Origin of the sequence: Phycicoccus mangrovi (assembly GCF_018729305.1) — a bacterium.
In the GTDB taxonomy this organism is placed as follows: domain Bacteria; phylum Actinomycetota; class Actinomycetes; order Actinomycetales; family Dermatophilaceae; genus Phycicoccus; species Phycicoccus jejuensis.
Window position 1 is genome coordinate 263,831 of record NZ_JAHHWP010000012.1, and the last position, 19,650, is coordinate 283,480.

At 74.2% G+C, this 19,650-nt stretch carries 22 protein-coding genes; 5 read left to right on the forward strand and 17 right to left on the reverse strand.

Features of this window, described 5'->3' with window-relative positions:
- Positions 1-2 precede the first annotated feature (2 nt).
- Positions 3-413, forward strand: a complete 411-nt coding sequence (locus tag KMZ30_RS11675) for a fluoride efflux transporter FluC (RefSeq protein ID WP_215512122.1) — start codon at positions 3-5, stop codon at positions 411-413.
- Positions 410-769, forward strand: a complete 360-nt coding sequence (locus KMZ30_RS11680; RefSeq protein ID WP_215512121.1) for a fluoride efflux transporter FluC — start codon at positions 410-412, stop codon at positions 767-769. The genes KMZ30_RS11675 and KMZ30_RS11680 overlap by 4 nt, the downstream gene beginning before the upstream one ends.
- 241 nt (positions 770-1,010) lie before the next feature.
- Here KMZ30_RS11680 and KMZ30_RS11685 read toward each other — a convergent pair whose 3' ends face one another.
- The gene (locus KMZ30_RS11685) at positions 1,011-2,765 is read right to left on the reverse strand and encodes a S8 family serine peptidase (RefSeq protein ID WP_226901956.1); all 1,755 of its coding nucleotides are present in this window, start codon (positions 2,763-2,765) and stop codon (positions 1,011-1,013) included.
- A gap of 121 nt (positions 2,766-2,886) precedes the next feature.
- On the reverse strand, positions 2,887-3,543 hold the full coding sequence (locus KMZ30_RS11690; RefSeq protein ID WP_215512119.1) for a hypothetical protein: 657 nt from the start codon (positions 3,541-3,543) through the stop codon (positions 2,887-2,889).
- A 40-nt stretch (positions 3,544-3,583) separates the two neighbouring features.
- Between KMZ30_RS11690 and KMZ30_RS11695 the strand changes: the two genes are divergently transcribed.
- Positions 3,584-3,769, forward strand: a complete 186-nt coding sequence (locus KMZ30_RS11695) for a hypothetical protein (protein ID WP_036829056.1) — start codon at positions 3,584-3,586, stop codon at positions 3,767-3,769.
- 3 nt (positions 3,770-3,772) lie between these two features.
- Here KMZ30_RS11695 and KMZ30_RS11700 read toward each other — a convergent pair whose 3' ends face one another.
- The 4 genes from KMZ30_RS11700 to KMZ30_RS11715 form a co-directional block, all read right to left on the reverse strand.
- Complete coding sequence (locus tag KMZ30_RS11700; protein ID WP_215512118.1) at positions 3,773-4,189, reverse strand: VOC family protein; 417 nt, start codon at positions 4,187-4,189, stop codon at positions 3,773-3,775.
- Positions 4,190-4,206: 17 nt separating this feature from the next.
- The gene (locus KMZ30_RS11705) at positions 4,207-4,683 is read right to left on the reverse strand and encodes an SRPBCC family protein (protein WP_215512117.1); all 477 of its coding nucleotides are present in this window, start codon (positions 4,681-4,683) and stop codon (positions 4,207-4,209) included.
- Positions 4,684-4,688: 5 nt separating this feature from the next.
- The gene (locus KMZ30_RS11710) at positions 4,689-5,027 is read right to left on the reverse strand and encodes an ArsR/SmtB family transcription factor (RefSeq protein WP_030526956.1); all 339 of its coding nucleotides are present in this window, start codon (positions 5,025-5,027) and stop codon (positions 4,689-4,691) included.
- 131 nt (positions 5,028-5,158) lie between these two features.
- Positions 5,159-6,166, reverse strand: a complete 1,008-nt coding sequence (locus tag KMZ30_RS11715; RefSeq protein WP_226901970.1) for a LacI family DNA-binding transcriptional regulator — start codon at positions 6,164-6,166, stop codon at positions 5,159-5,161.
- Positions 6,167-6,431: 265 nt separating this feature from the next.
- Here KMZ30_RS11715 and KMZ30_RS11720 point away from each other — a divergent pair, with 265 nt between their 5' ends.
- The gene (locus tag KMZ30_RS11720; RefSeq protein ID WP_226901954.1) at positions 6,432-11,474 is read left to right on the forward strand and encodes a GH92 family glycosyl hydrolase; all 5,043 of its coding nucleotides are present in this window, start codon (positions 6,432-6,434) and stop codon (positions 11,472-11,474) included.
- A 101-nt stretch (positions 11,475-11,575) separates the two neighbouring features.
- Here the strand turns inward: KMZ30_RS11720 and KMZ30_RS11725 are convergent, their stop codons facing one another.
- From KMZ30_RS11725 to KMZ30_RS11745, 5 genes are all read right to left on the reverse strand, one after another.
- The gene (locus KMZ30_RS11725) at positions 11,576-12,205 is read right to left on the reverse strand and encodes a class III extradiol ring-cleavage dioxygenase family protein (protein WP_215512115.1); all 630 of its coding nucleotides are present in this window, start codon (positions 12,203-12,205) and stop codon (positions 11,576-11,578) included.
- On the reverse strand, positions 12,202-13,092 hold the full coding sequence (gene folP, locus KMZ30_RS11730) for a dihydropteroate synthase (protein ID WP_215512114.1): 891 nt from the start codon (positions 13,090-13,092) through the stop codon (positions 12,202-12,204). Before folP ends, KMZ30_RS11725 begins: the two co-directional genes overlap by 4 nt.
- Positions 13,089-14,042, reverse strand: a complete 954-nt coding sequence (locus KMZ30_RS11735) for a glucosyl-3-phosphoglycerate synthase (protein WP_215512113.1) — start codon at positions 14,040-14,042, stop codon at positions 13,089-13,091. The genes folP and KMZ30_RS11735 overlap by 4 nt, the downstream gene beginning before the upstream one ends.
- Positions 14,042-14,539, reverse strand: coding sequence for a DoxX family protein (locus tag KMZ30_RS11740; protein ID WP_215512112.1), 498 nt, complete (start codon positions 14,537-14,539; stop codon positions 14,042-14,044). The genes KMZ30_RS11735 and KMZ30_RS11740 overlap by 1 nt, the downstream gene beginning before the upstream one ends.
- A gap of 101 nt (positions 14,540-14,640) precedes the next feature.
- Complete coding sequence (locus KMZ30_RS11745) at positions 14,641-14,922, reverse strand: DUF427 domain-containing protein (RefSeq protein WP_215512111.1); 282 nt, start codon at positions 14,920-14,922, stop codon at positions 14,641-14,643.
- A gap of 126 nt (positions 14,923-15,048) precedes the next feature.
- Between KMZ30_RS11745 and KMZ30_RS11750 the strand changes: the two genes are divergently transcribed.
- A complete protein-coding gene (locus KMZ30_RS11750; protein WP_215512110.1) occupies positions 15,049-15,828 on the forward strand; it encodes an isocitrate lyase/PEP mutase family protein in 780 nt (259 codons plus the stop codon).
- Positions 15,829-15,846: 18 nt separating this feature from the next.
- Here KMZ30_RS11750 and KMZ30_RS11755 read toward each other — a convergent pair whose 3' ends face one another.
- The 6 genes from KMZ30_RS11755 to KMZ30_RS11780 form a co-directional block, all read right to left on the reverse strand.
- Positions 15,847-16,146 carry a putative quinol monooxygenase gene (locus KMZ30_RS11755; RefSeq protein ID WP_030526965.1) on the reverse strand — a complete coding sequence of 100 codons (300 nt, stop codon included), beginning with the start codon at positions 16,144-16,146 and terminating at the stop codon, positions 15,847-15,849.
- Positions 16,147-16,322: 176 nt separating this feature from the next.
- Positions 16,323-16,814, reverse strand: a complete 492-nt coding sequence (locus KMZ30_RS11760) for an SRPBCC family protein (RefSeq protein ID WP_215512109.1) — start codon at positions 16,812-16,814, stop codon at positions 16,323-16,325.
- 112 nt (positions 16,815-16,926) lie between these two features.
- Entirely contained in the window at positions 16,927-17,256 is a 330-nt protein-coding gene (locus tag KMZ30_RS11765; protein ID WP_207024148.1) for a putative quinol monooxygenase, read from the reverse strand.
- Between the two features lie 177 nt (positions 17,257-17,433).
- Positions 17,434-17,937: a DUF1097 domain-containing protein gene (locus tag KMZ30_RS11770; RefSeq protein ID WP_215512108.1), complete on the reverse strand. Its 504-nt coding sequence runs from the start codon at positions 17,935-17,937 to the stop codon at positions 17,434-17,436.
- A 43-nt stretch (positions 17,938-17,980) separates the two neighbouring features.
- Positions 17,981-19,015: an NAD(P)-dependent alcohol dehydrogenase gene (locus KMZ30_RS11775; protein WP_215512107.1), complete on the reverse strand. Its 1,035-nt coding sequence runs from the start codon at positions 19,013-19,015 to the stop codon at positions 17,981-17,983.
- A 3-nt stretch (positions 19,016-19,018) separates the two neighbouring features.
- Positions 19,019-19,438 carry a hypothetical protein gene (locus tag KMZ30_RS11780; RefSeq protein ID WP_226901952.1) on the reverse strand — a complete coding sequence of 140 codons (420 nt, stop codon included), beginning with the start codon at positions 19,436-19,438 and terminating at the stop codon, positions 19,019-19,021.
- Positions 19,439-19,650: the final 212 nt, after the last annotated feature.

Genomic DNA, 19,650 nt, shown 5'->3' on the forward strand with positions numbered 1-19,650 from the left:
GGATGGCCTCCGCCGCAGCCCTTCCCGACGGTGCGACGCTCGGCGCCGTCGCCGTCGGCGGCGTGCTGGGGTCGCTCGGCCGCTGGGCGGTCGGGCTCGCCCTCCCGCACGAGGTCGGCGCCTTCCCCTGGTCGACCTTCGTCGTCAACGTCACCGGGGCCTTCGCGATGGGCCTGCTCGTCGCCTTCCTCGTCGACCGGCCGGGGGTCCATCGGCTGGCCCGGCCGTTCGTGGGGGTCGGTGTGCTCGGCGGGTGGACGACCTTCTCCGCGCTGGCCGTCGACGCGGTGCAGCTCGGCGCCACGCACCACGTCCAGCTGGCGCTGCTCTACGTCGGCGCCACGTTCCTCGTCGGGACGCTCGCGGTCGCCGCGGGGATGCTCGGCGGCCGGCGCGTCTGGCCGGGCCCGTGACCGCCACGCACGCGCTCCTCGTCGCGCTCGGCGCCGCCGTCGGGGCGCCGCTGCGGCTCGTCGTGGCCCACTACGCGCGCGAGCGGCTCGGGGCGGCGCCGCCCGCCGGGACGCTCACCGTCAACGTCGTCGGCTCGCTCGTCCTCGGGGTGCTCGTCGGCGACGCGGTGGGCGGCTCGGCCCTCGCCCTCGTCGGCACCGGCTTCTGCGGGGCCCTGACGACCTTCTCGACGCTGGCGCTCGAGCTGTGGGAGGCCCTCGACGACGACCGCCCCGTCGCCGCCGCGGCGACCCTCGGGCTCTCGCTCGTGCTCGGCCTCGGCGCCGCGGCCCTCGGCTACGCCCTCGCCGCCTGACCCCCAGGCACTGTGCATCAATCGACACATTCGTCGAATCCCGCACGCCGACGCTGCGTGCCCCGTGCATCAATCGACACATTCGTCGAATCCCGCACGCCGACGCTGCGTGCCCCGTGCATCAATCGACACATTCGACGATTCCTGCACGGCAGCCGGCCCAGACGACCCGGGCACGCACGAACGCGCCGCCCGTCCCGCGAGAGCGGGGCGGGCGGCGCGTCCGGTCCGAGCGCCTCGGTCAGTGACCGTGACCGTGGTGGTGCTTGGCCACCACGCCGGAGGCGCTGACGATGCCGGCGCCGTAGAACCCGTTGAACCCCTTCCCGCCGACGCAGGTGGCGGTGTAGAGGTCCGAGCGGCCCACGTCGGTGTACGACTGGACGCGGCCGTCCGGGCAGGCGTGGTCGCGGGCCGTGCCCATGACGATCGACCGCACCGTGTCGGGCGCGAGGCCGAAGCCGCCGTGGCGCTGCGACTTCCCGTGCGCCGAGACCGCGAGCGCGGCGACGCCGGCGGCGTGCGGCGAGGCCATCGAGGTGCCCTGGAGGTACTGGTAGTACCCGCAGACCTCGCGGCCGTGGCCCTTGACGACACGGCAGTCCTTCATCGTGCCGAGCGACTCCCCGAGCGGCGTGATGTCGCCGTTCTCGTCGACCTGGCCCTCGGCCTGCATGACGTTGAGCGGCGCGGTCGAGAGGATGAGGTTGCCGTTCGTGCGGTAGGTGTCGGTTCCGAGGCCGTCACGGAACCAGCCGCCCGGCGCCGAGACCTCGATCTCGCCCGAGCGCAGGTCGGTGGCCCAGTTCGAGTAGTCGGCCTTGCGCTCCGACGGGCCGACCGACGAGACGCCGAGGACGTGCGGGCCCTCGACGGGCAGGTCGAGGCAGGTCGCGTTGTCGATCGTCCGCGGGTGCTCGGTGCCGCCGGGGTAGTCGGGGCTCGAGGTGTCGGTGCGGGGGTTGGAGATGTCCTCGTTGTTGTTGCCGAGGGCCGCGACGAGCGTGACGCCCTTGCGGTGCGCGTAGTTGAGCGCGCGCGTCATCGACCGGATGATGAGGTCCTGCTCGGCCGCCTCCTCCGGGCTGTCCTCCGGCGCACCGCCGACGCAGTTGTACGCCCACGGGTCGACGTAGAACGACATGTTGACGACGTCCAGGCCCGCGTCACCGGCGTAGGTCAGCGCCTTGACGGTGGGGGTGAGGAAGAAGTAGCCGCTGTCCTGGCCGGCGCGCACGTTGACGAGGTCGACGTTCGGGGCGACGCCCGAGACGCCGAGACCGTTCATCGCCGCGGCGATGGTGCCCGCGACGTGGGTGCCGTGGCCGTCGTCGTCGTGGTCGGCCGGGTCGACGCAGCCGGCGTACTCGCAGGGCCCGTCGATGTCGGGCATGTCGGTCACGAAGTTGCGCGAGAGACGGCGGTCGAAGTTCGGCGCGAGGTCGGGGTGCGAGCCGTCGACGCCGGTGTCCATCACGCCGACCCGGACGCGCTTGTCGCCCATCTCGGTGCGGTGCGCCTGCGGGGCGCCGATCATGTCCATGCCCCACAGGAGGGAGTCGAGGGGGTCGGCCTTGGCGCCCTTCGGCGGCTTGTGCGGCTTGTGGTCGTCCTTGCCGTGGCGTGCGGCGGCGCTCCGGACGGCGGTGTCCTGCTGCTCGCGGGCCACCCGGTCCTTGACCTTGCCGGCGTCCGGCGTGCGCCCGATGACGCCCTCCTTCGCGGCGGCCGCGACCCCGGGCATCGACCGGGCGGCGGCGGCGAAGCCACCCCGGGTCGAGGTGACCGAGACCAGGCCGATGTCCGTGTTGACCGCGGTCACCGTGGCGCCGGCCTTCGCGAGGCGCTGGGCCAGGGCCTGCGCGTCGGTGCCCTCGTCGGCCAGCACGGCGTACGCCGTCCGGGCCGTCGTGGCGGTGGCGGCGGTCGGCGTCGCGGATGCCGTCGCCGTCACCGCCCCCAGGGTCGCCGTGGCCAGGGCCACGACTCCCGTCATCGCAACCATGCGAGATCGTCGCATCGTGTGTCTCCTCCGTCGGGATGGACGCGGCGGTGCGCCCGCGCGCCACCGTAGGGGAGCGGCCGCGGGCTGGGAACCCCCGAGATCGGGGGATCTCTCAGCGGTCGGCCGCGGCCACCTCGACCTCGAGCCCGTAGGACCAGCCGTCGGCCAGGGGGAGGCTGTCGCCGCTCCAGAAGCGGCCGGGGTCGTACCAGTTGGTCGGCACGTCCGGCCGCAGCACGCCCATGTCCTCGAGCGTCGCCGCGACGACCTCGGCGCAGTAGGCGTCCTCGGGGCGCAGGCCCTTGACGTCGCGCGCCCGCCGGGTGAGGTGCGCGTCGCGCCCGCGCAGCCACCGCCATCCGAGCCGGACGGTCGACGGGAACGAGACGCCGTCGAGCCGGGCGACCGTGCGCAGCGCGGCGTCCTCCTCGGCCCGCCCGGCGCGGGGCTCGAGTTGGCGCAGCCACGCCCGCTGCCCGTAGCGCACCTGCCAGGTGGTCACGGCCTCCGCGAGGTCGTGCAGCTGGACGCCGCGGTGGTGGTCACCGGTCCAGTGGTCGCGCATCGAGCGGCCGAGCTCGGCGTGCCAGAGCAGCGGCGGCAGGTCGTCGAGGACGAGGGCCATCCCCACGTGGTTGACCGGCGCGTTGCTCGCGGTCTGGATGACCCGGTCGGCCACGGTGCCCCCGCGGAAGATCCACAGGTCCCCGGTGCGGGACGCCGCGACGGCCTCGTCGACGGGGACGGGCCGGGTGCCGGTGTGCGCCATGGCGCCCAGTCTGCCGGGCCGGGCTCGCTAGGGTGGCGACGTGGACCGCAACCGCCTGTGGAAGCTGCTCGGGGTGGCCGGCGCGGCCGGTGTCGTGGCGACCGGTGTGCTCGTCGCCCGCGACGAGCGCAGCCGCCGCGCGTACGAGCCGGACGAGGTGCGCGACCGGCTGCGGGCGCGCCTCGACGAGGCCGCGGCCGACGAGCGTCCCGACGCCGACCGCTGACCGTCAGGCGTCGTCGGCCCGCGGGATGAGCGGCTGCCCGGCGCGCGCCCGGATCTCCTGCACCGTCCACGAGTTGCCGTCGGGGTCACGGAAGCCGAAGAGCGTGCCCCCGTCCCGCTCGTCGAGGACGACGACCTCGTCGCAGTCGACGCCACGGCCGACGAGCTCGGCGTGCGCCGCCCGGGCGTCCGCGACGACGAGCTGGAGGCCGTGCTGGGTGCCGGGCGGCATCGCCCGCAGGTTCGGCATCGTGCCCATGACGACCGAGCAGCCGGAGCCGCGCGGGGTCAGCTGGGCGATCCGCCCGAAACCGGCGTCGGTGTCGTGGTCGAGGTGGAACCCGACCCGGTCCCGGTAGAAGGCGACCGACGCGTCGAGGTCCGAGACCGGGACGACGACGACCTCGAGGGTCCAGTCCACGTCGCGCTCCCCGCCGCTCAGCCGCGCGCCAGGAGGGCGTCGAGCTTGACGTAGCCCTCGGTCATCCCGCCCTCCATGCCGGAGGCGACCATCGCGTCACGCCCCTCGACGGTCGAGCCGATGCTGCGGCCGTGCAACCGCGAGCGCCCGTCCCCGAGGTCCTCGAAGCGCAGCAGCTCGAGCGCGACCTCGTCGGGCATCCCCTCGAACTCGAAGGTCTGGACGATGAGCTCGTCGGTGCGCACCGTGTGGAAGCTGCCGCGGAAGCCGAACTCGCCGCCGTCGGGCGAGCGGTGGACGTAGCGGTAGCCGCCACCGTCCGTGAAGTCCCAGCGCGGCACGTCCATCGCGTACCCCTGCGGCCCGAGCCACTGCCGGACCTGCTCGGGGTCGGCGTGCGCGGCGTAGAGCGCGGCGACGGGAGCGTCGAACTCGCGGGTGAAGTCGATCCAGGGCACACCGGCCGGGATGTCGAGGTCGAGGCTGTTGGCCATGCTGCTCACTCCTTCGTGAGGTCCTGCCACTGCTCCCCGAGCAGGGCGTCGAGGCGGCGGTAGCCGCGCTCGTGGGCGAGCCGGTAGCCGTCGAGCCACGCCGTGAGGCGCTCGAGGGCGGCCGGTTCGAGGTGGACCGGGCGGCGCTGGGCGTCCCGGCCCTTGGTGACCAGGCCCGCGTGCTCGAGGACCTGGATGTGCTTCGAGACCGCCTGCACGCTGATCCCGAAGGGCTCGGCGAGCTCGCCGACCGTGGCCGGCCCGCGGCTGAGCCGCGCGATGATCGCCCGGCGCACGGGGTCGGCGAGGGCCGCGAAGCCCCGGTCCACCAGCTCGTCGTCCATGGGCGTACTCAACCAGAACATTGATCAACCGTCAAGTTGATCTCAACCTCATGTCTTCGCGAAAGTGTGTTGACTCGCCGGGGAGCCCCGGCGATTTCACACGCGTTCGCGGAGGGGAGGGGCGGCGGAGGTCAGCGGCGGCGGCCGGAGCCGCGGACGACGAGGCGCGTCGGCAGGACGATGGTCCGCGGCGGCGACTCGTCCCCGAGCAGCCGGGCGAAGAGCACCTGCGCGGCCTTCTCGCCCATCGCCGTGGGGTCCTGGTGGACGGCGGTGACCGGCGGGTCGACGAGCTCGGCCAGCTCGAAGTCGTCGTACGCGACGAGCGACAGGTCGAGCCCGAGGTGACGCAGCGCGACGAGCGTCAGCACCGTCACGCGGTTGTTGCCGGTGACGACGGCGGTCACCGGCTCGGGGTCGGCCGCCCACTCCCCCAACGCTGTTCGCACCGACTCGGGCGAGTGCGGCCCCATCGCGACCGGCGGGGTGCGGGGCAGCCCGAGGGAGACGTGGGTCGCGAGGAAGGACTCGCGGCGCTGCCGGGCCGTCCAGAACTCGGGGTCGTCGCCGAGGAAGCCGATGCGCCGGTGCCCGTGCGCGACGAGGTGCTCGACCGCGCTGCGCATCCCGCCGACGTTGTCGCTGAGGACCGTGTCGCAGGTCGCGCCGCGGACCGGCCGGTCCAGGTGGACGATCGGCGCCCCCGCACCCTCCACCTCGGGGTCGGCCACCGGTGTCTCGCCGGCGGGGACGACGACGATGCCGTCGACCCGCCGGGCCAGCAGCGCCCGGATGACGGCCCGCTCGCGGTTCGGGGAGTTCTCGGCCGACGCGGTGATGAGGTGGTACTGGTGCATCCGGGCCTCGCGCTCGACCCCGGCCGCGATCTGCGAGTAGAAGGGGTTCGCGAGCTCCTCGACGGCCAGCCCGATCGTGAACGTCCGTCCCTCCCGGATGGTCGCGAGCCCGCCCGCGCGGCGGAAACCGGTGCGACGAATGACCTCTCGCACCCGCTCGGCGGTGTCCGCGCGCACGCCGGCCTGGTGGTTGACGACCCGCGACACGGTCTTGACCGACACGTGCGCCTCCGCGGCCACCTCGGCCATCGTGGGGCGCCCCGGTGTCCGGTTGGCCGACATCGCTGTCACCGCGTCATGACACCACACGGCGCCCCGACCAGCGAGGCGAGCGCGGCGCACACCGCTCCCGACCCCGCGTTGTCCGGTCGGATGTCCTGACCGGACAAGCCCGCGTCCCGGCTTGCCGCCCGCCGCGCCCCCGCCGAGGCTCGCCGCACCGGTGGGCAGCGACGCCCCCTCGACGGCCTCACCTGCCGCGTCGTCGCCGCCCCGGACAGCCGGCACGACGCCCGACGCGGGCGAGCACGGAGGACCGATGGGTGTCATGACGAGGTTCCGCGCGGGGGCCACCGTCCTCGCGGTCGCGGCCGCCACGGTGTCGGGGGCAGCGCTGCCGAGCGCGGCCGCCCCGGCGCCGGGCGACTTCTCGACCTCCTTCGAGGAGGGCCAGCCGCAGCCGGCCGACTCGAGCGTCGAGCAGGGGCCGAAGGGCCCGCTCCAGCAGAACGTCACCGGCACGGCGTCGACCGACGGCAGCCTCCTCGGCCAGGTCACCGACGTGACGGCCAGTGCGGAGAACGCCCCGAACGAGGCCGCCTCGAGCCTCGCGGACGCCAACCCCGACACCAAGTGGCTCGCCTTCGAGCCCTCCGGGTGGGTCCGCTACGAGCTCGCGAAGCCGGCGACCGTCGTCAAGTGGTCGATGACCTCGGCCAACGACTCCCCGGAGCGCGACCCGAAGGACGTCACCCTCCAGGGGTCGGCCGACGGCACGACGTGGACCGACCTCGACCGCCAGACCGGCCTCGACTTCCCGCAGCGCTTCGCGACCCTCGACTTCGAGGTCGACGCCCCGGCCGAGTACCGCTTCTACCGGCTCGACGTGACGGCCAACCACTCGGGCGGGCTCGTGCAGCTCGCCGACTGGGACATCAGCGACGGCACGACCGGCCCGGGCACCGTGTCGCCGATGGTGACGCGCACCGGACCCGGCCCGATCTCCGGCTTCAACATCAAGCCACTCGTCGGCTGGACCGGCGTCAAGGCCCTGCGCTACTCCGGCGGCCACACCGCGGCCGGCCGCGGCTACGCCTGGAACCGGCTCTTCGACGTCGACGTCCCCGTCGGGCACGCCAGCCGCCTCACGTACAAGATCTTCCCGGACATGGTGAGCGGCGACCTGACCTACCCGTCGACGTACACGTCCGTGGACCTGCGCTTCACCGACGGCACCTTCCTCTCGGACCTGGGGGCCACCGACGCCCACGGCACCGAGGCGAGCCCGAGCGGCCAGGGGCGCGGCAAGATCCTCTACGCCAACCAGTGGAACGCGGTGACGGTCGAGCTCGGCCGGGTGGCCGCCGGGCGCACGGTCGACGCGATCCTCCTCGGCTACGACAACCCGACGGCGGCGGCCGACACCCGCTTCGGCGGCTGGCTGGACGACGTGAGCATCGAGGGGAAGCCCGCCGTGGTCGACGGCCGCGACCTGACCAACTACGTCGACGTCCGACGCGGCACCAACGCCTCGGGCAGCTTCTCGCGCGGCAACAACCTGCCGATCAGCGCGCTGCCCAACGGGTTCACGTTCCTCACGCCGGTCACCGACGCGACCTCCCAGTCGTGGCAGTACTACTACCAGTCGGCCAACGACGAGCAGAACCGCCCTGTCCTGCAGGGCCTCGCGGTCTCGCACGAGCCGAGCCCGTGGATGGGTGACCGCAACCAGCTGTCGGTCATGCCGTCGACCGCGTCCGGCACACCCACCGGGGACGCCGACGCCCGCGGCCTGGCCTTCGACCACGCGACCGAGATCGCGCACCCCGACTACTACCGGGCGGTGCTCGAGGACGGCACCGTCGCCGAGCAGACCCCGGCCGACCACGGCGGCGTCTTCCGCTTCACCTTCCCGAAGGACACCGCCGCGGGCCACCTCGTCCTCGACACCGTCGATGACGACGGGGAGTTCACCGTGCAGGCCGGCACGAACGTGGTGACGGGCTGGGTCGACAACGGCAGCGGTCTCTCGGCCGGCCGGAGCCGGATGTTCGTCTACGGCACGTTCTCGCAGAAGCCGACCGGCGCGGGCACCGCCCCCGACGGGCACGACGGCACGCGCTACGCCACCTTCGACACGAGCACCGACCGGGCCGTGACGCTGCGTCTCGCGACCTCGTTCATCTCGCTCGACCAGGCCAAGCACAACCACGCGCTCGAGCTGGCCGGGCGCGGCTTCGACCGTGTCCGCCAGGCCGCCAACGCCGCGTGGAACGCGCGGCTCGGGGTCGTCGAGGTCGAGGGCGCCAACGACACCGACCGCTCGACGCTGTACTCGAACCTCTACCGGCTCAACCTCTACCCCAACAGCCAGTTCGAGAACACCGGGACGGCCCGCTCGCCGAAGTACGCCTACGCGAGCCCGGTGTCGCCGAAGGACGGTGACGCCACCGCGACCCGCACCAACGCGAAGGTCGTCAAGGGCAAGATCTACGTCAACAACGGCTTCTGGGACACCTACAGGACGGTGTGGCCGGCCTACAGCCTCCTCTACCCGGAGGTCGCCGCCGAGCTGGCCGACGGCTTCGTCCAGCAGTACCGGGACGGCGGATGGGTGGCGCGCTGGTCCTCGCCGGGCTACGCCGACCTGATGACCGGCACGAGCTCGGACGTGGCGTTCGCGGACGCCTACGTCAAGGGCGTCGACCTGCCCGACCCGCTCGCGGCCTACGACGCCGCCGTGCGCAACGCCACGGTCCTGCCGACCTCGAGCGCGGTCGGCCGCAAGGGCATCGACACCTCGACCTTCAAGGGCTACACGAGCAACGCCACGCACGAGTCGGTGTCGTGGGGGCTCGAGGGCTTCGTCAACGACTACGGCATCGGCCAGATGGCGAAGAAGCTCGCGACGGACCGCAGGACCCCGAAGGACCGCCGGGCCCAGCTGCTCGAGGAGTCGGCGTACTTCCTCGAGCGGGCGACCCACTACGTCAACAGCTTCGACCGCGAGACCGGCTTCTTCCGCGGCCGCGCCGCGGACGGCGACTTCCCGGACGCGGCGTCCTTCGATCCCGAGGACTGGGGCGGCGACTTCACCGAGACCAACGGGTGGAACTTCGCCTTCCACGCACCGCAGGACGGCGTCGGCCTGGCCAACCTCTACGGCGGGCGGGACGGCCTCGCGAAGAAGCTCGACGAGTTCTTCGCGACGCCGGAGACCGCGACGAAGCCCGGCGGCTACGGCGGCGTCATCCACGAGATGCTCGAGGCCCGCGACGTGCGGATGGGCATGCTCGGCCAGAGCAACCAGGTCTCGCACCACATCCCGTACATGTACGACTGGACCGGCCAGCAGTGGAAGACGGCCGAGAAGGTCCGCGAGATCATGCGGCGTCTCTACGTGGGCGGCGAGATCGGGCAGGGCTACCCCGGCGACGAGGACAACGGCGAGATGTCGGCCTGGTACCTGCTGTCGTCCCTCGGCATCTACCCGCTGCAGGTCGGGTCGTCGCAGTGGGCCATCGGCTCACCGAAGTTCACGAAGACGACGGTCCACCGCACGCAGGGCGACCTCGTGGTCGAGGCACCCGGCAACTCGGAGCGGGCGATCTACGTCCAGGGCGTCAGCATCGATGGCAGGCGCCAGTCGGGCGTGTCGATCGACCAGTCGCAGCTAGCCGGCCGCACGACCGTCCGCTTCGCGATGGGCACGCGCCCCTCGTCGTTCGGCTCGCGGACGCAGGACCTCCCGCCGTCGCTGACGAAGGGCAAGGACGCGCCGAACCCGCTGCGTGACGCCACCGGCGCCGGGCGTGGCTCGGCCACGGCCACGGGTCTCGCGGACGGCAGCAGCGCCACGTCGCTGTTCGACGACACCTCGCGCACCGCCGCGACGTTCACGACCAGGCGACCGACGGTGTCGTACACGCTCTCCGGCCCTGGACAGCGCGCCACCTGGTACACGCTCACCTCCGGTCCCGAGAAGGGCGACCCGACGGCCTGGAGGCTCGAGGGCTCGAAGGACGGCAAGCACTGGAAGACCCTCGACCGGCGCTCCGGCGAGACCTTCCCGTGGCGGGTGCAGACCCGGCCGTTCGAGATCCGCCACTCCGGCGCGTACGCGAGCTACCGGCTCGTCGTCACCGCGGCGAACGGTGCGGTCAACCTCTCGGAGGTCGAGCTGCTGACCGACGGCACCAAGGCGGCTCGAGGACCGCTGTCGGTCACCGGCGCCGACGCGGCCGAGACGTCCGTCGGCCGCGAGTGGTCGGGCACGCTGGCGACCTTCGCCGGTGGCCGTGGCGGTCAGGAGACGACGCCGACGGTGACGGTCGACTGGGGTGACGGCACCTCGTCCCCCGGCCGCGTCAAGGTCGGCGACCTCGGCACCTCGACGGTCAGCGGGTCGCACACGTGGGCCGAGCCGGGCTTCTACCAGCCGCGGGTCACGGTGACCTCCGGCAAGGAGTCCGCGAGCGGGCTGGCCGCCGTCACCGTGCACCAGGCCGTCGTCCCGTCGTACGCGAAGGGCTTCGACCTGCAGTGCATCGGCGACGTCGGCACGGCCGTCCCCTGTGACGGCGGCCGGTCCGGCATCGCCCGTCAGGCCCTCGCCGACGAGGGCGTCGTCCCCGGGCGGATGCAGACGGTCCCCGGCACCGACCTGCGCTGGTCGCTGCCGGCCGTGCCGGCGGGTGAGCCCGACAGCGCGTCCGGCGCCGGGCAGACCCTCGACGTCACCCTGGCGCCGGGTGCGACGCGGATGTCGCTCATCGGCACCGCGACGCAGAAGGACCAGGACACCACCGCGACGGTGACGTTCGACGACGGCTCGACCGCGGACTACCCGCTGCAGTACGGCGACTGGTGCGGCTCGGCGAAGTTCGGCAACACCGTGGCCGTCGAGCTGGCGTACCGGACGAACGGGACCGGGACGGACTCGTGCCGCCTCAAGCTGTTCGCCACGGCGCCGCTCGAGGTGCCGTCCGGCAGGACCGTGGTGTCGGTGACGATGCCCGAGCAGACCGGCGACCCGCAGACGGCCGGCCGCGTCCACGTGTTCGCCGTCGCCGACGACGGTGCCCCTGTCGCCCTCGACGCGGCCGGGGCGACGACCGCCCGGCGCGGCAGCGCGACGACGGTGCCGCTGGGCAGGGTGTCGGGCGGCGTGCCCGGCGAGGCCTACACGGCCCGCGTGCAGTGGGGCGACGGCAGCGTGACCGAGGACGCGACGCTCGCCGCGGGCTCCGACGGCGCCGTGCGCCTCTCGGGGCGGCACACCTGGGCCGCGGCCGGCACGTACACGGTGACGGTCCTCGCGGGCGACACCCGCTCGGACGTGATCGGGACGCTGGTGGTCACCGTCCGCTGACCTCGACCGCCGGCGGCCCGACGCAGGGGCTCGTCCACGAGACCCCGGTTCCGAACCGGGGTCTCGTGGACATTTCGGGGTGACCCCGAAATGTCGAGGCGCTAGGGGAGGGTGAGGCGGGCGACGACGTGGAGGACGCCGAACGGGTCCTCGGTGTGCAGCGCCTCGCAGCGGGCGCGCCCGGGCCCGTCGACCGTCCCGAGGACGCCGGCGGCCACCTGCAGCGGGGCGCGGCCGTGGACGAGCAGGTCGGCGCACAGGGCGGGGTCGAGCGCCAGCAGCGCATCGGGGTCGGCCGCGCGCACCGCCTCGACGAGCGCCTCGTCGACGGCGAACGAGCGCTCGTCGAGGTGCCCGGGGGCCTTCTCGCCCCGGCGCGCGCTGCCGTCGGCCACGACGACGACCGAGGCCTCGGGATGCGACGCCGCCAGCGCCTCCCCCGCCGCCACGCAGCGGTCGACGGGTGCGTCCCAGGGCACGACGACGACGTCGGCGACGGGGAGACCGGCCAGCCCCACGAGGTGCCGGCTGACCCGCTCCCCGAGCGGCGGCCGGGTGCCGCGCTGCTCGCGGTCGGTGGCGACGACGAGGACGACGGGCCCGCCGTCCGGGACGGCGGCGCCGAGCGCCTCGACGGCGCACGACCGCAGGTCCGCCGCGGCGTCGGTGCGCCCCGTGTACTCGGGCAGCAGCATGGGCGCGCTGGGGACGACGACGAGCGAGCGGCTCACGCGAGTCCCCTGACGGTGCGGGCCGGCCGCAGGTCGCCGGCGACGACGGACACCATGTCGAGCACCTGACGGGTCTCGACGACCTCGTGCACCCGGTAGACCTGCGCCCCGAGCCACGCGCAGAGCGCCGTCGCGGCCAGCGTGCCGGTCAGCCGCTCACCCACCGGGAGGTCGAGCGACTCACCCACGAAGTCCTTGTTGGACAACGAGACCAGCGTCGGCCAGCCGAGCGACGTCAGCTCGTCGAGCCTCCTGGTCACCTCGAGCGAGTGCCACGTGTTCTTGCCGAAGTCGTGCGCCGGGTCGATGACGACCCGCTCACGCTCCACGCCCATCGACACCGCGCGCTCGGCCTGGCGCAGCAGCGACGATCGCGCGTCGGCCACGACGTCGTCGTACTCGATGCGGTGCGGCCGGGTGCGCGGCGTCACGCCGCCGGTGTGCGTGCAGACCAGCGCAGCGCCGAACTCGGCTGCCACGGTGGGCAGCTCGGGATCAGCCCCGCCCCACGCGTCGTTGATGAGGTCGGCGCCGACCTCGCAGACGGCACGGGCGACCTCGCTGCGCCAGGTGTCGACGCTGATGACGAGGTCCGGGTACTCGCCGCGGACGCGCTCGACGAAGCCGACGACCCGCCGCTTCTCCTCGGCGGCGTCGATCTCGACCCCCGGGGCCGCCTTGATGCCGCCGATGTCGACGATGTCGGCGCCCTGCTCGGCGACCATCCGGACGCGGTCCAGGGCAGCGTCCTCGGCCCAGCTGATGCCCTTGTCGTAGAACGAGTCCGGCGTGCGGTTGACGATCGCCATCACGAGGCGCGCCGAGGCGGGGTACTCGTGCCGGCCCAGCCGGAGTACCGCACCACGTCCTGCGTCGGACCCGCTCATCGCACCGTCTCCGTCCTCGTGGCGTAGCCCTCGACCGTCACGGCCGGCGGCCGCTCGGCGAGGTCGACCTCGCGGGGCCGCGGCGTGAAGCCCTCGGCCGTCCGCTCGTACTGCGTCAGGGTCGTGCGTCCGCCCGCGACGCCGGCCGCCGCGTCGACGCCCCGCCCGAGCCGGGCCTCGACGGCGGCCAGCACCTGGACGGCCATCGGCCCGAGCGTGTCGTGGCGGTGGTGCCGGTGCGTGCGACGACCGAGGTCTACCTGCGCCACGGCGTCCGCCCCGAGGAGGGCGGCGGTGTCGACGAGCGCCGCGATCTCGACCCCGTAGCCGACCGGCACCGAGAACCGCTCGAAGGCGGAGCGGCGCACCGCCCACTCGCCGGCCAGCGGCTGGACGAGCCCCGCGAGCTCCGGGTGGTGCAGCGCGAGGAGCGGCCTGGCGACGAGCTCGGTCACACGCCCACCGGTCTCGGCCTCCCGGCCCTCGGCGTCGAGGAGCGGTCGGTCGTAGACGGCCTTGACGAGGGCGACCTCCGGGTCGGTGAGCAGGGGGCCGAGCAGGCCGCTTACGAAGTGCGTCCCCCACTCGACGAGGTCGGCGTCGAGGAAGACGAGCACGTCGCCGGTGGTCACGTGGAGCGCCTTCCACAGCGCCTCGCCCTTGCCGCGGGCCGGCCCGAGCCCGGGCAGCACCTCGGCGGCCGCGTGCACCGTGGCGCCGGCGGCGCGCGCGACCTCGGCGGTCCGGTCGGTGGAGTCCGAGTCGATGACGACCAGCTCGTCGACCAGCGGCACGTCCTCGACCCACGCGCGACGCACCCCGGCCACGACGTCGCCGACGGTCGCCTCCTCGTCCCGCGCGGGGATCACCACCGAGACGGTCGTGGCGCCCTTGGCGGCGAGCAGGTCGGGGACCGACGGCCCGGGGCCGCTCACGGTGCGGACCGGCATCAGGCCCCGCCGGGGGTGGGACGACGGAAGACGGCGAGCAGGCCCCCGGCCGCGAGCAGACCACCGGCGGCCGCGGCCAGGCCCCACCACGCGCCGGCGAGGTCGAGTCCCGCGGCGGCGTCGACGGACCAGCCGCCCGGGCCCACGACCGCGAGCGCGACGGCGGCCATCGCGACGAGGAGCACGTACTCCCAGCCGCCCTTGAAGACGAAGTAGCCCTTGCCGCGGTGGTCGGTCAGGGCGGCGACGGCCATGAGCCCGACGAAGGCCATGGCGGCGAGACCGGTGAGCAGGCCGAGGGTCACGAGCACGCCGGCGACGATCTCGGTGCCGGCGGCGAGCCGCGCGTGCAGCCAGCCCGGGCGCAGGCCGAGCGACTCGAACCATCCGGCCGTGCCGGACAGCCCACCGCCGCCCCACACCTTGTTCACGCCGTGGAGGACGAGCATCGGCCCGAGGGCGAGCCGCAGCACGAGCATCCCGAGGTCGAGGTCCATCCCGCTCCCGTCAGTCGCCCCGCGCACCGGCGGGGTGGCCCGGCGAGCCCGGGCCGTGGCCCGGTCGGGCCGCCATCACTCTAGGTCTCGCCGCCGGTCGGTCAGGCGGTGACCTCGACGCCCTTCCAGAAGGCGTAGCGGCCGGAGATCTCGCGGGCCGCGTCCTTCGGCTCCGGGTAGTACCAGGCGGCGTCGGCGTTGACCGCGCCGTCGACCTCGAGGCTCTTGTAGCTGGCGGTCCCCTTCCACGGGCAGACCGTCGTCGTGCCCGAGGGGCGCATCAGGTCCTCGCGGACCGACTCGGCGGGGAAGTAGTGGTTGCCCTCGACGACGACGGTGTCGTCGCTCTCGGCGACGACGGTCCCGTTCCAGATGGCCTTCATGTCCGCTCCTTCGCGTGGGTCTGCGGCCGGGCGCTCCCGGTCACGGGCGGAAACACCCGACGGGCGGGCCCTCTTCCCGGGCGGCGAGCGCTTGTCGAAGCCTGTGCCCCGGGTGAGGATGGGCCGGTGACCAACACCGCCGCCCGCGCCACCCACCTCCTCGAGCTGCACCGCGCCCCGGAGCTGCTCACCGTCGTCAACGTCTGGGACGTCGTCTCGACCACCGTCGTCGCGGACGTGCCCGGCACCCGGGCCATCGCCACCGCGTCGCACTCGATCGCCGCGATGCTCGGCTACGAGGACGGCGAGAACATCCCGGTCGACGAGATGCTGGCCGCGGTCGAGCGCATCGTGCGTGCCACCGACCTGCCGGTCACGGCCGACCTCGAGTCCGGGTACGGCGACCCGGCCGGCACGGTCGCCCGCGCGGTCGACCTCGGCGTCGTCGGGGCAAACCTCGAGGACGGGATGCGCCCGCTCGCCGACTCCGTCCGGGCCGTCGAGGCCGCGATGGGCGCCGCCCGTGACGCCGGCGTGCCTGACTTCTGCCTCAACGCCCGCACCGACGCGTTCGTCAAGGCCGAGGGCCGCAGCCCGCAGGAGTGCCTCGACACGGCCATCGAGCGCGGCCGGGCCTACCTCGACGCCGGCGCCCCGCTGGTGTTCGTCCCCCGGGCCACCGAGCGCGCGCACGTGGAGGCGCTGGTCGAGGCGTTCGGCCCGCAGCGCCTGACCCTCATCGGCGTCCCGGGCACGCTGCCGCTGGCCGAGCTCGAGCAGCTCGGGGTCGCCCGCGTCTCGTACGGCCCGTGGTCGCAGCGGGTGGCGCTCACCGCCCTGCAGCAGCTCGTCGAGGGCGTGCACGAGGGCCGCGGCCTGCCCGAGGGCACCCGACCGCTCAACTGACCCCCGGGTCGGCGTCGGTCAGCCGGCGTCGACCGGCACGAGCGGGTGGATGGCGATGTCCCCGGCCAGCGCGCCCTGCGCGGCCCCCATCGCCGCGGCGATGTGCGGCGAGGCCATGTGCGCGTCGAGCGCCTCCTGCCCGGTCCAGCGCTCGACGGTGACGAAGACGCCCGGGGCGGAGGCCGACTCGTAGAGGTCGTAGGCGAGGCAGCCCTCCTCCTGCCGGGTGGCCTCGACGAGCGTGCGCAGCGCCGCGCGGAGCGGCTCGACGTGCTCGGGCGCGGCGGGGATGGTGGCGACGACGTGCAGCTCGGCCATGGGGGTCTCCGTTGCTCGGGGAGCCCCAGCGTAGGGCGCCGGGCGCCGCCGACGGCCGCGGCGAGCGCACCTCTCGGGGGGAGGCACGGCACCGGGAACCTCCCACGCCGCCGCGCAGCGTCCGGGAGGCGTGGGAGGTCCTGCGTGCCGGCGGCCGGGAGGAGCGGCCCCAGCCCTCAGGACTCCGCGAGGGCCTTCCAGGTGAGCAGCTGACGGCGGGCCATCACGAGGTCGCCGACCGCGACGGCGGGCGCGAGCAGGCGTCCCCGCGCCATGACGAGCTTGAGCAGCAGCCGCGTGGTGCCGTCACCCGCGGCCTCGAGCCGGTAGCTCATGACCGCGCCGAGGATGCGCCCGGTCAGCTCGCGACCGGGCGCGACGGCCACGACCCGGCCCACCGGGCGGCCGGCGGTGCTCGTGAACGGGTCGCCGACCGCGAGTGGCGGGAGGTCGAGCAGCTCCCGGGGCGAGGGGCGCCCGAGGTTGTCGACCCAGTCGTAGGAGTAGGGCGCGACCCGCAGCTGCGCCACCCACGGCCACACCCGCTCGGGCGGCGCGTCCACCGTCACGCCGCGCCAGGCCTCCAGCGCCGGCCGCGGCACGATCGCGTCGCACCCGTAGCGCAGCGCGACCTCGTCGTCCGTCACGCCCCAGCGGTCACCGATCACGGGGCCCATCCTCCCGGACCCGCCGGCCGGAGCGCGACGAGGGCGCCGGCCTCCCGGAGGGGTGGGAGACCGGCGCCCGGGGTCGACGGGGCGGGGGCGAGTGGGTGGTGGCTCAGCCGCGCGGCTGGATCTCGCCCATCGGGCCGAAGCCGTCGACCTCCTCGGCGTCCACGTAGATGATCTGCGGCTGCGCCGAGACGATGTCGGGCATCTCGCGCATGAAGCGCTCGACGTGCGGCTGGGCCATGTGCTCCTTGCCCGCCGCGTCGTCGCGGAACCCCTCGATGCAGACGAAGGTGCGCGGCTCGTGCACGCTCTCGGAGAACTCGAAGAAGACGTTGCCCGGCTCGGCCGTGACGTGCTCGACGTAGTACTGCGACAGCTCCTTCCACTCCTCGAGCCGGTCCTCGCGGATCGGGAACTTGACGGTGATGAGGATCAAGGGGCTCTCCTTCTGCCGAGGGGTCGGTACCGGCTCCACGGTAGGGGCGCGGCGGTGGTGGGGGCCCCGCCCGGCCCCCCCCCCCCGGGGGGGGGGGGGGCCCGCGGACCTGGGGGGCGGGGGGGGCGGGGGCGCCGCCCCCCCCCCCCCCCCGGGGGGGGGGGCGGGGCCCCCGGCTCAGAGGGCGGCCGGGGCGGCAGGGGGCTCCGCGGCCGGCGGCCGGGCACCCGAGCGTCCGTCGACGAGCGCCTGGATGCGGGCACCGGCGAGCGCCGAGGCCCACCCGAGGACGGCGCCGACGACGACGGCGACGACCGTCGACCAGAAGGACGCCCCGTTGCCGAAGTACGACGCCGCGCCGAAGAACGCGCCGGGGATGAACGACAGGACGAACCAGCCGGCCTGCAGGCACATCGCGGCGGCGATGACGGCGACGGCGACCGCGAGCGCGCCGGGGAACGTGGCCACGCCGGCGAACCAGACGGCCAGCCAGCCGTAGACGACGCCGGACAGCGCCGAGGCGAGGATGCGGACGAACCCGTCCCGGTCCCCGCCGGCGGCGTAGAAGCCGGCCCACACGACGAACGCGATCCAGGTGACCAGGCCCAGCTCGACGCTGACCTGGGTCCAGATGCCCGCGAGGACGCCGATGGACACGGCGACTCCGATGTAGCTCTTCACGACGGACTCCTTCGTCCGGGAGGTGAGGTGGGGTCGCGCCCGGTCAGGGCACGAGGATGGCGCGGCCACGGACGGCGCCGTTGTCGAGGTCGGTGACGGCCTGCTGGAAGTCGTCGAGCGCGTACTTCTGCGTGTGCAGCGTGACGAGCCCCTTGGCGGCGAGCGCCATGAGGTCCTGGAGGTCGTTGTACGAGCCGACGAGGTTGCCGATGACGTTCTTCTCGCTCGAGATGAGGTCGATGGTCGGGACGTCGACGTTCTCGCCGTAGCCGACGACGTGGTAGTCGCCGGCCTGCCGGGTCATCGCGAGGCCCTCGGCCGTCGAACCGTTCTCGCCGACGAAGTCGACGACCACCTCGGCCCCGTGGCCGCCGGTGAGGTCGAGCACGGCCTCGACCTGGTTGCCGTCGGCCGCGACTCCCTCGTCCGCCCCGATCGAGCGGGCGAGGTCGAGCGCGGCCGGGATGCGGTCGACGACGACGATCCGGGCCGGCGTCAGGGCCTTGAGGACCTGGATCCCGATGTGCCCCAACCCTCCTGCGCCGATGACGACGCAGGTGTCGCGGGGCGTGAGGCGCCGGGCCGCCTTGGCCGCCGCGTGGTAGGCGGTGAGCCCCGCGTCGGCGAGGGCCGCGACGTCCGACGGCTCGAGCGAGTCGTCGATGCGGACGCAGGAGCGCGCCGAGGTCAGCAGGTACTCGGCGTACCCACCGTTGGTGTCGATGCCGGGGAACGCGCTGTTCTCGCAGTGCACGTCGTCGCCCGAGCGGCACGCGCGGCACAAGCCGCACGTGACGAGCGGGTGGAGGATCACCTTGTCGCCCTCCGTGACGTTGGTGACCGCCGACCCGACGGCGTGCACCCACCCGGCGTTCTCGTGGCCGATCGTGTACGGCAGCGCGACCTGCGACTTCTCGGCCCACTGCCCCTCGAGGATGTGGAGGTCGGTGCGGCACACGCCCGCCCCGCCGATCCGGACGACGACGTCCCACGGGCCGGTGGCCTCCGGGACGGCCTTCTCCGTCATCTCGAGCTTCTCGTGGTAGCCGACCACCTGGACGGCTCGCATGGTGCTCATGGGTCAGGACTCCTTCGGGGTGGCGTCGGCGACAGCGGTCCCGCTGGTGACGGGGGTGAGGGGCAGCAGCAGGTGGTGGTCGGCGGGCTCCGCTCCTTCGGGCCGGGGCGCCTGGTCGGCGCCCGATCCCTCGTAGCGGGTGCGCAGCAGGCCGCGGCAGAAGTGCGCGTTGCCGTCGATGCTGATGCGGGTCGAGCGGGCCCGGCGCAGGAACATCGCCGTGTCGCCGGCCGCCGGCGGCCGGCCCTCGTGGTCGACGAGGACCGGTGCGTCCGGCGCGTCGGGCAGCCCGAGCGCCGACCGACGGGAGAGGAGCGCGTCGAGCTGCCGGCCGGCCGGCAGGTCGCGCAGGCGCACCGACCCCAACCTCTCCTCCGCGAAGGTGGCGTCCGCCCGCAGCAGGGCGGTCAGGCAGCGTTCCATGGCGGCGGTGTGGGCCTTGCGGCGGAAGGTGGCCCGCAGCTCCTCGAGGTCCTTCTCGGCCTCGTGCCCAAACGTCCCCCGGTACCCCGCGTCCGCGGCGAGCCCGCGGTTGATGAGGTCGGAGTCGTGGGGGGGGGGGGGGGGGCCGCCCCCCCCCCCCCCCCCCCCCCCGGCGGGGCGGGCGGGCGTGGGGGCGGGGGGCCGGGGGGGGG

What these genes read in the sequence shown, in the direction of transcription:
- KMZ30_RS11705 (WP_215512117.1), bottom strand. Translation starts at nt 4,683, where the DNA reads ATGGCCAACAGCCTCGACCTCGACATCCCGGCCGGTGTGCCCTGGATC.
- KMZ30_RS11710 (WP_030526956.1), bottom strand. Translation starts at nt 5,027, where the DNA reads ATGGACGACGAGCTGGTGGACCGGGGCTTCGCGGCCCTCGCCGACCCC.
- KMZ30_RS11690 (WP_215512119.1), bottom strand. Translation starts at nt 3,543, where the DNA reads ATGGCGCACACCGGCACCCGGCCCGTCCCCGTCGACGAGGCCGTCGCG.
- KMZ30_RS11780 (WP_226901952.1), bottom strand. Translation starts at nt 19,438, where the DNA reads ATGGAACGCTGCCTGACCGCCCTGCTGCGGGCGGACGCCACCTTCGCG.
- folP (WP_215512114.1), bottom strand. Translation starts at nt 13,092, where the DNA reads ATGAGCGGGTCCGACGCAGGACGTGGTGCGGTACTCCGGCTGGGCCGG.
- KMZ30_RS11720 (WP_226901954.1), top strand. Translation starts at nt 6,432, where the DNA reads ATGACGAGGTTCCGCGCGGGGGCCACCGTCCTCGCGGTCGCGGCCGCC.
- KMZ30_RS11740 (WP_215512112.1), bottom strand. Translation starts at nt 14,539, where the DNA reads ATGGACCTCGACCTCGGGATGCTCGTGCTGCGGCTCGCCCTCGGGCCG.
- KMZ30_RS11745 (WP_215512111.1), bottom strand. Translation starts at nt 14,922, where the DNA reads ATGAAGGCCATCTGGAACGGGACCGTCGTCGCCGAGAGCGACGACACC.
- KMZ30_RS11735 (WP_215512113.1), bottom strand. Translation starts at nt 14,042, where the DNA reads ATGCCGGTCCGCACCGTGAGCGGCCCCGGGCCGTCGGTCCCCGACCTG.
- KMZ30_RS11715 (WP_226901970.1), bottom strand. Translation starts at nt 6,166, where the DNA reads ATGTCGGCCAACCGGACACCGGGGCGCCCCACGATGGCCGAGGTGGCC.
- KMZ30_RS11775 (WP_215512107.1), bottom strand. Translation starts at nt 19,015, where the DNA reads ATGAGCACCATGCGAGCCGTCCAGGTGGTCGGCTACCACGAGAAGCTC.
- KMZ30_RS11755 (WP_030526965.1), bottom strand. Translation starts at nt 16,146, where the DNA reads ATGGCCGAGCTGCACGTCGTCGCCACCATCCCCGCCGCGCCCGAGCAC.
- KMZ30_RS11685 (WP_226901956.1), bottom strand. Translation starts at nt 2,765, where the DNA reads ATGACGGGAGTCGTGGCCCTGGCCACGGCGACCCTGGGGGCGGTGACG.
- KMZ30_RS11675 (WP_215512122.1), top strand. Translation starts at nt 3, where the DNA reads ATGGCCTCCGCCGCAGCCCTTCCCGACGGTGCGACGCTCGGCGCCGTC.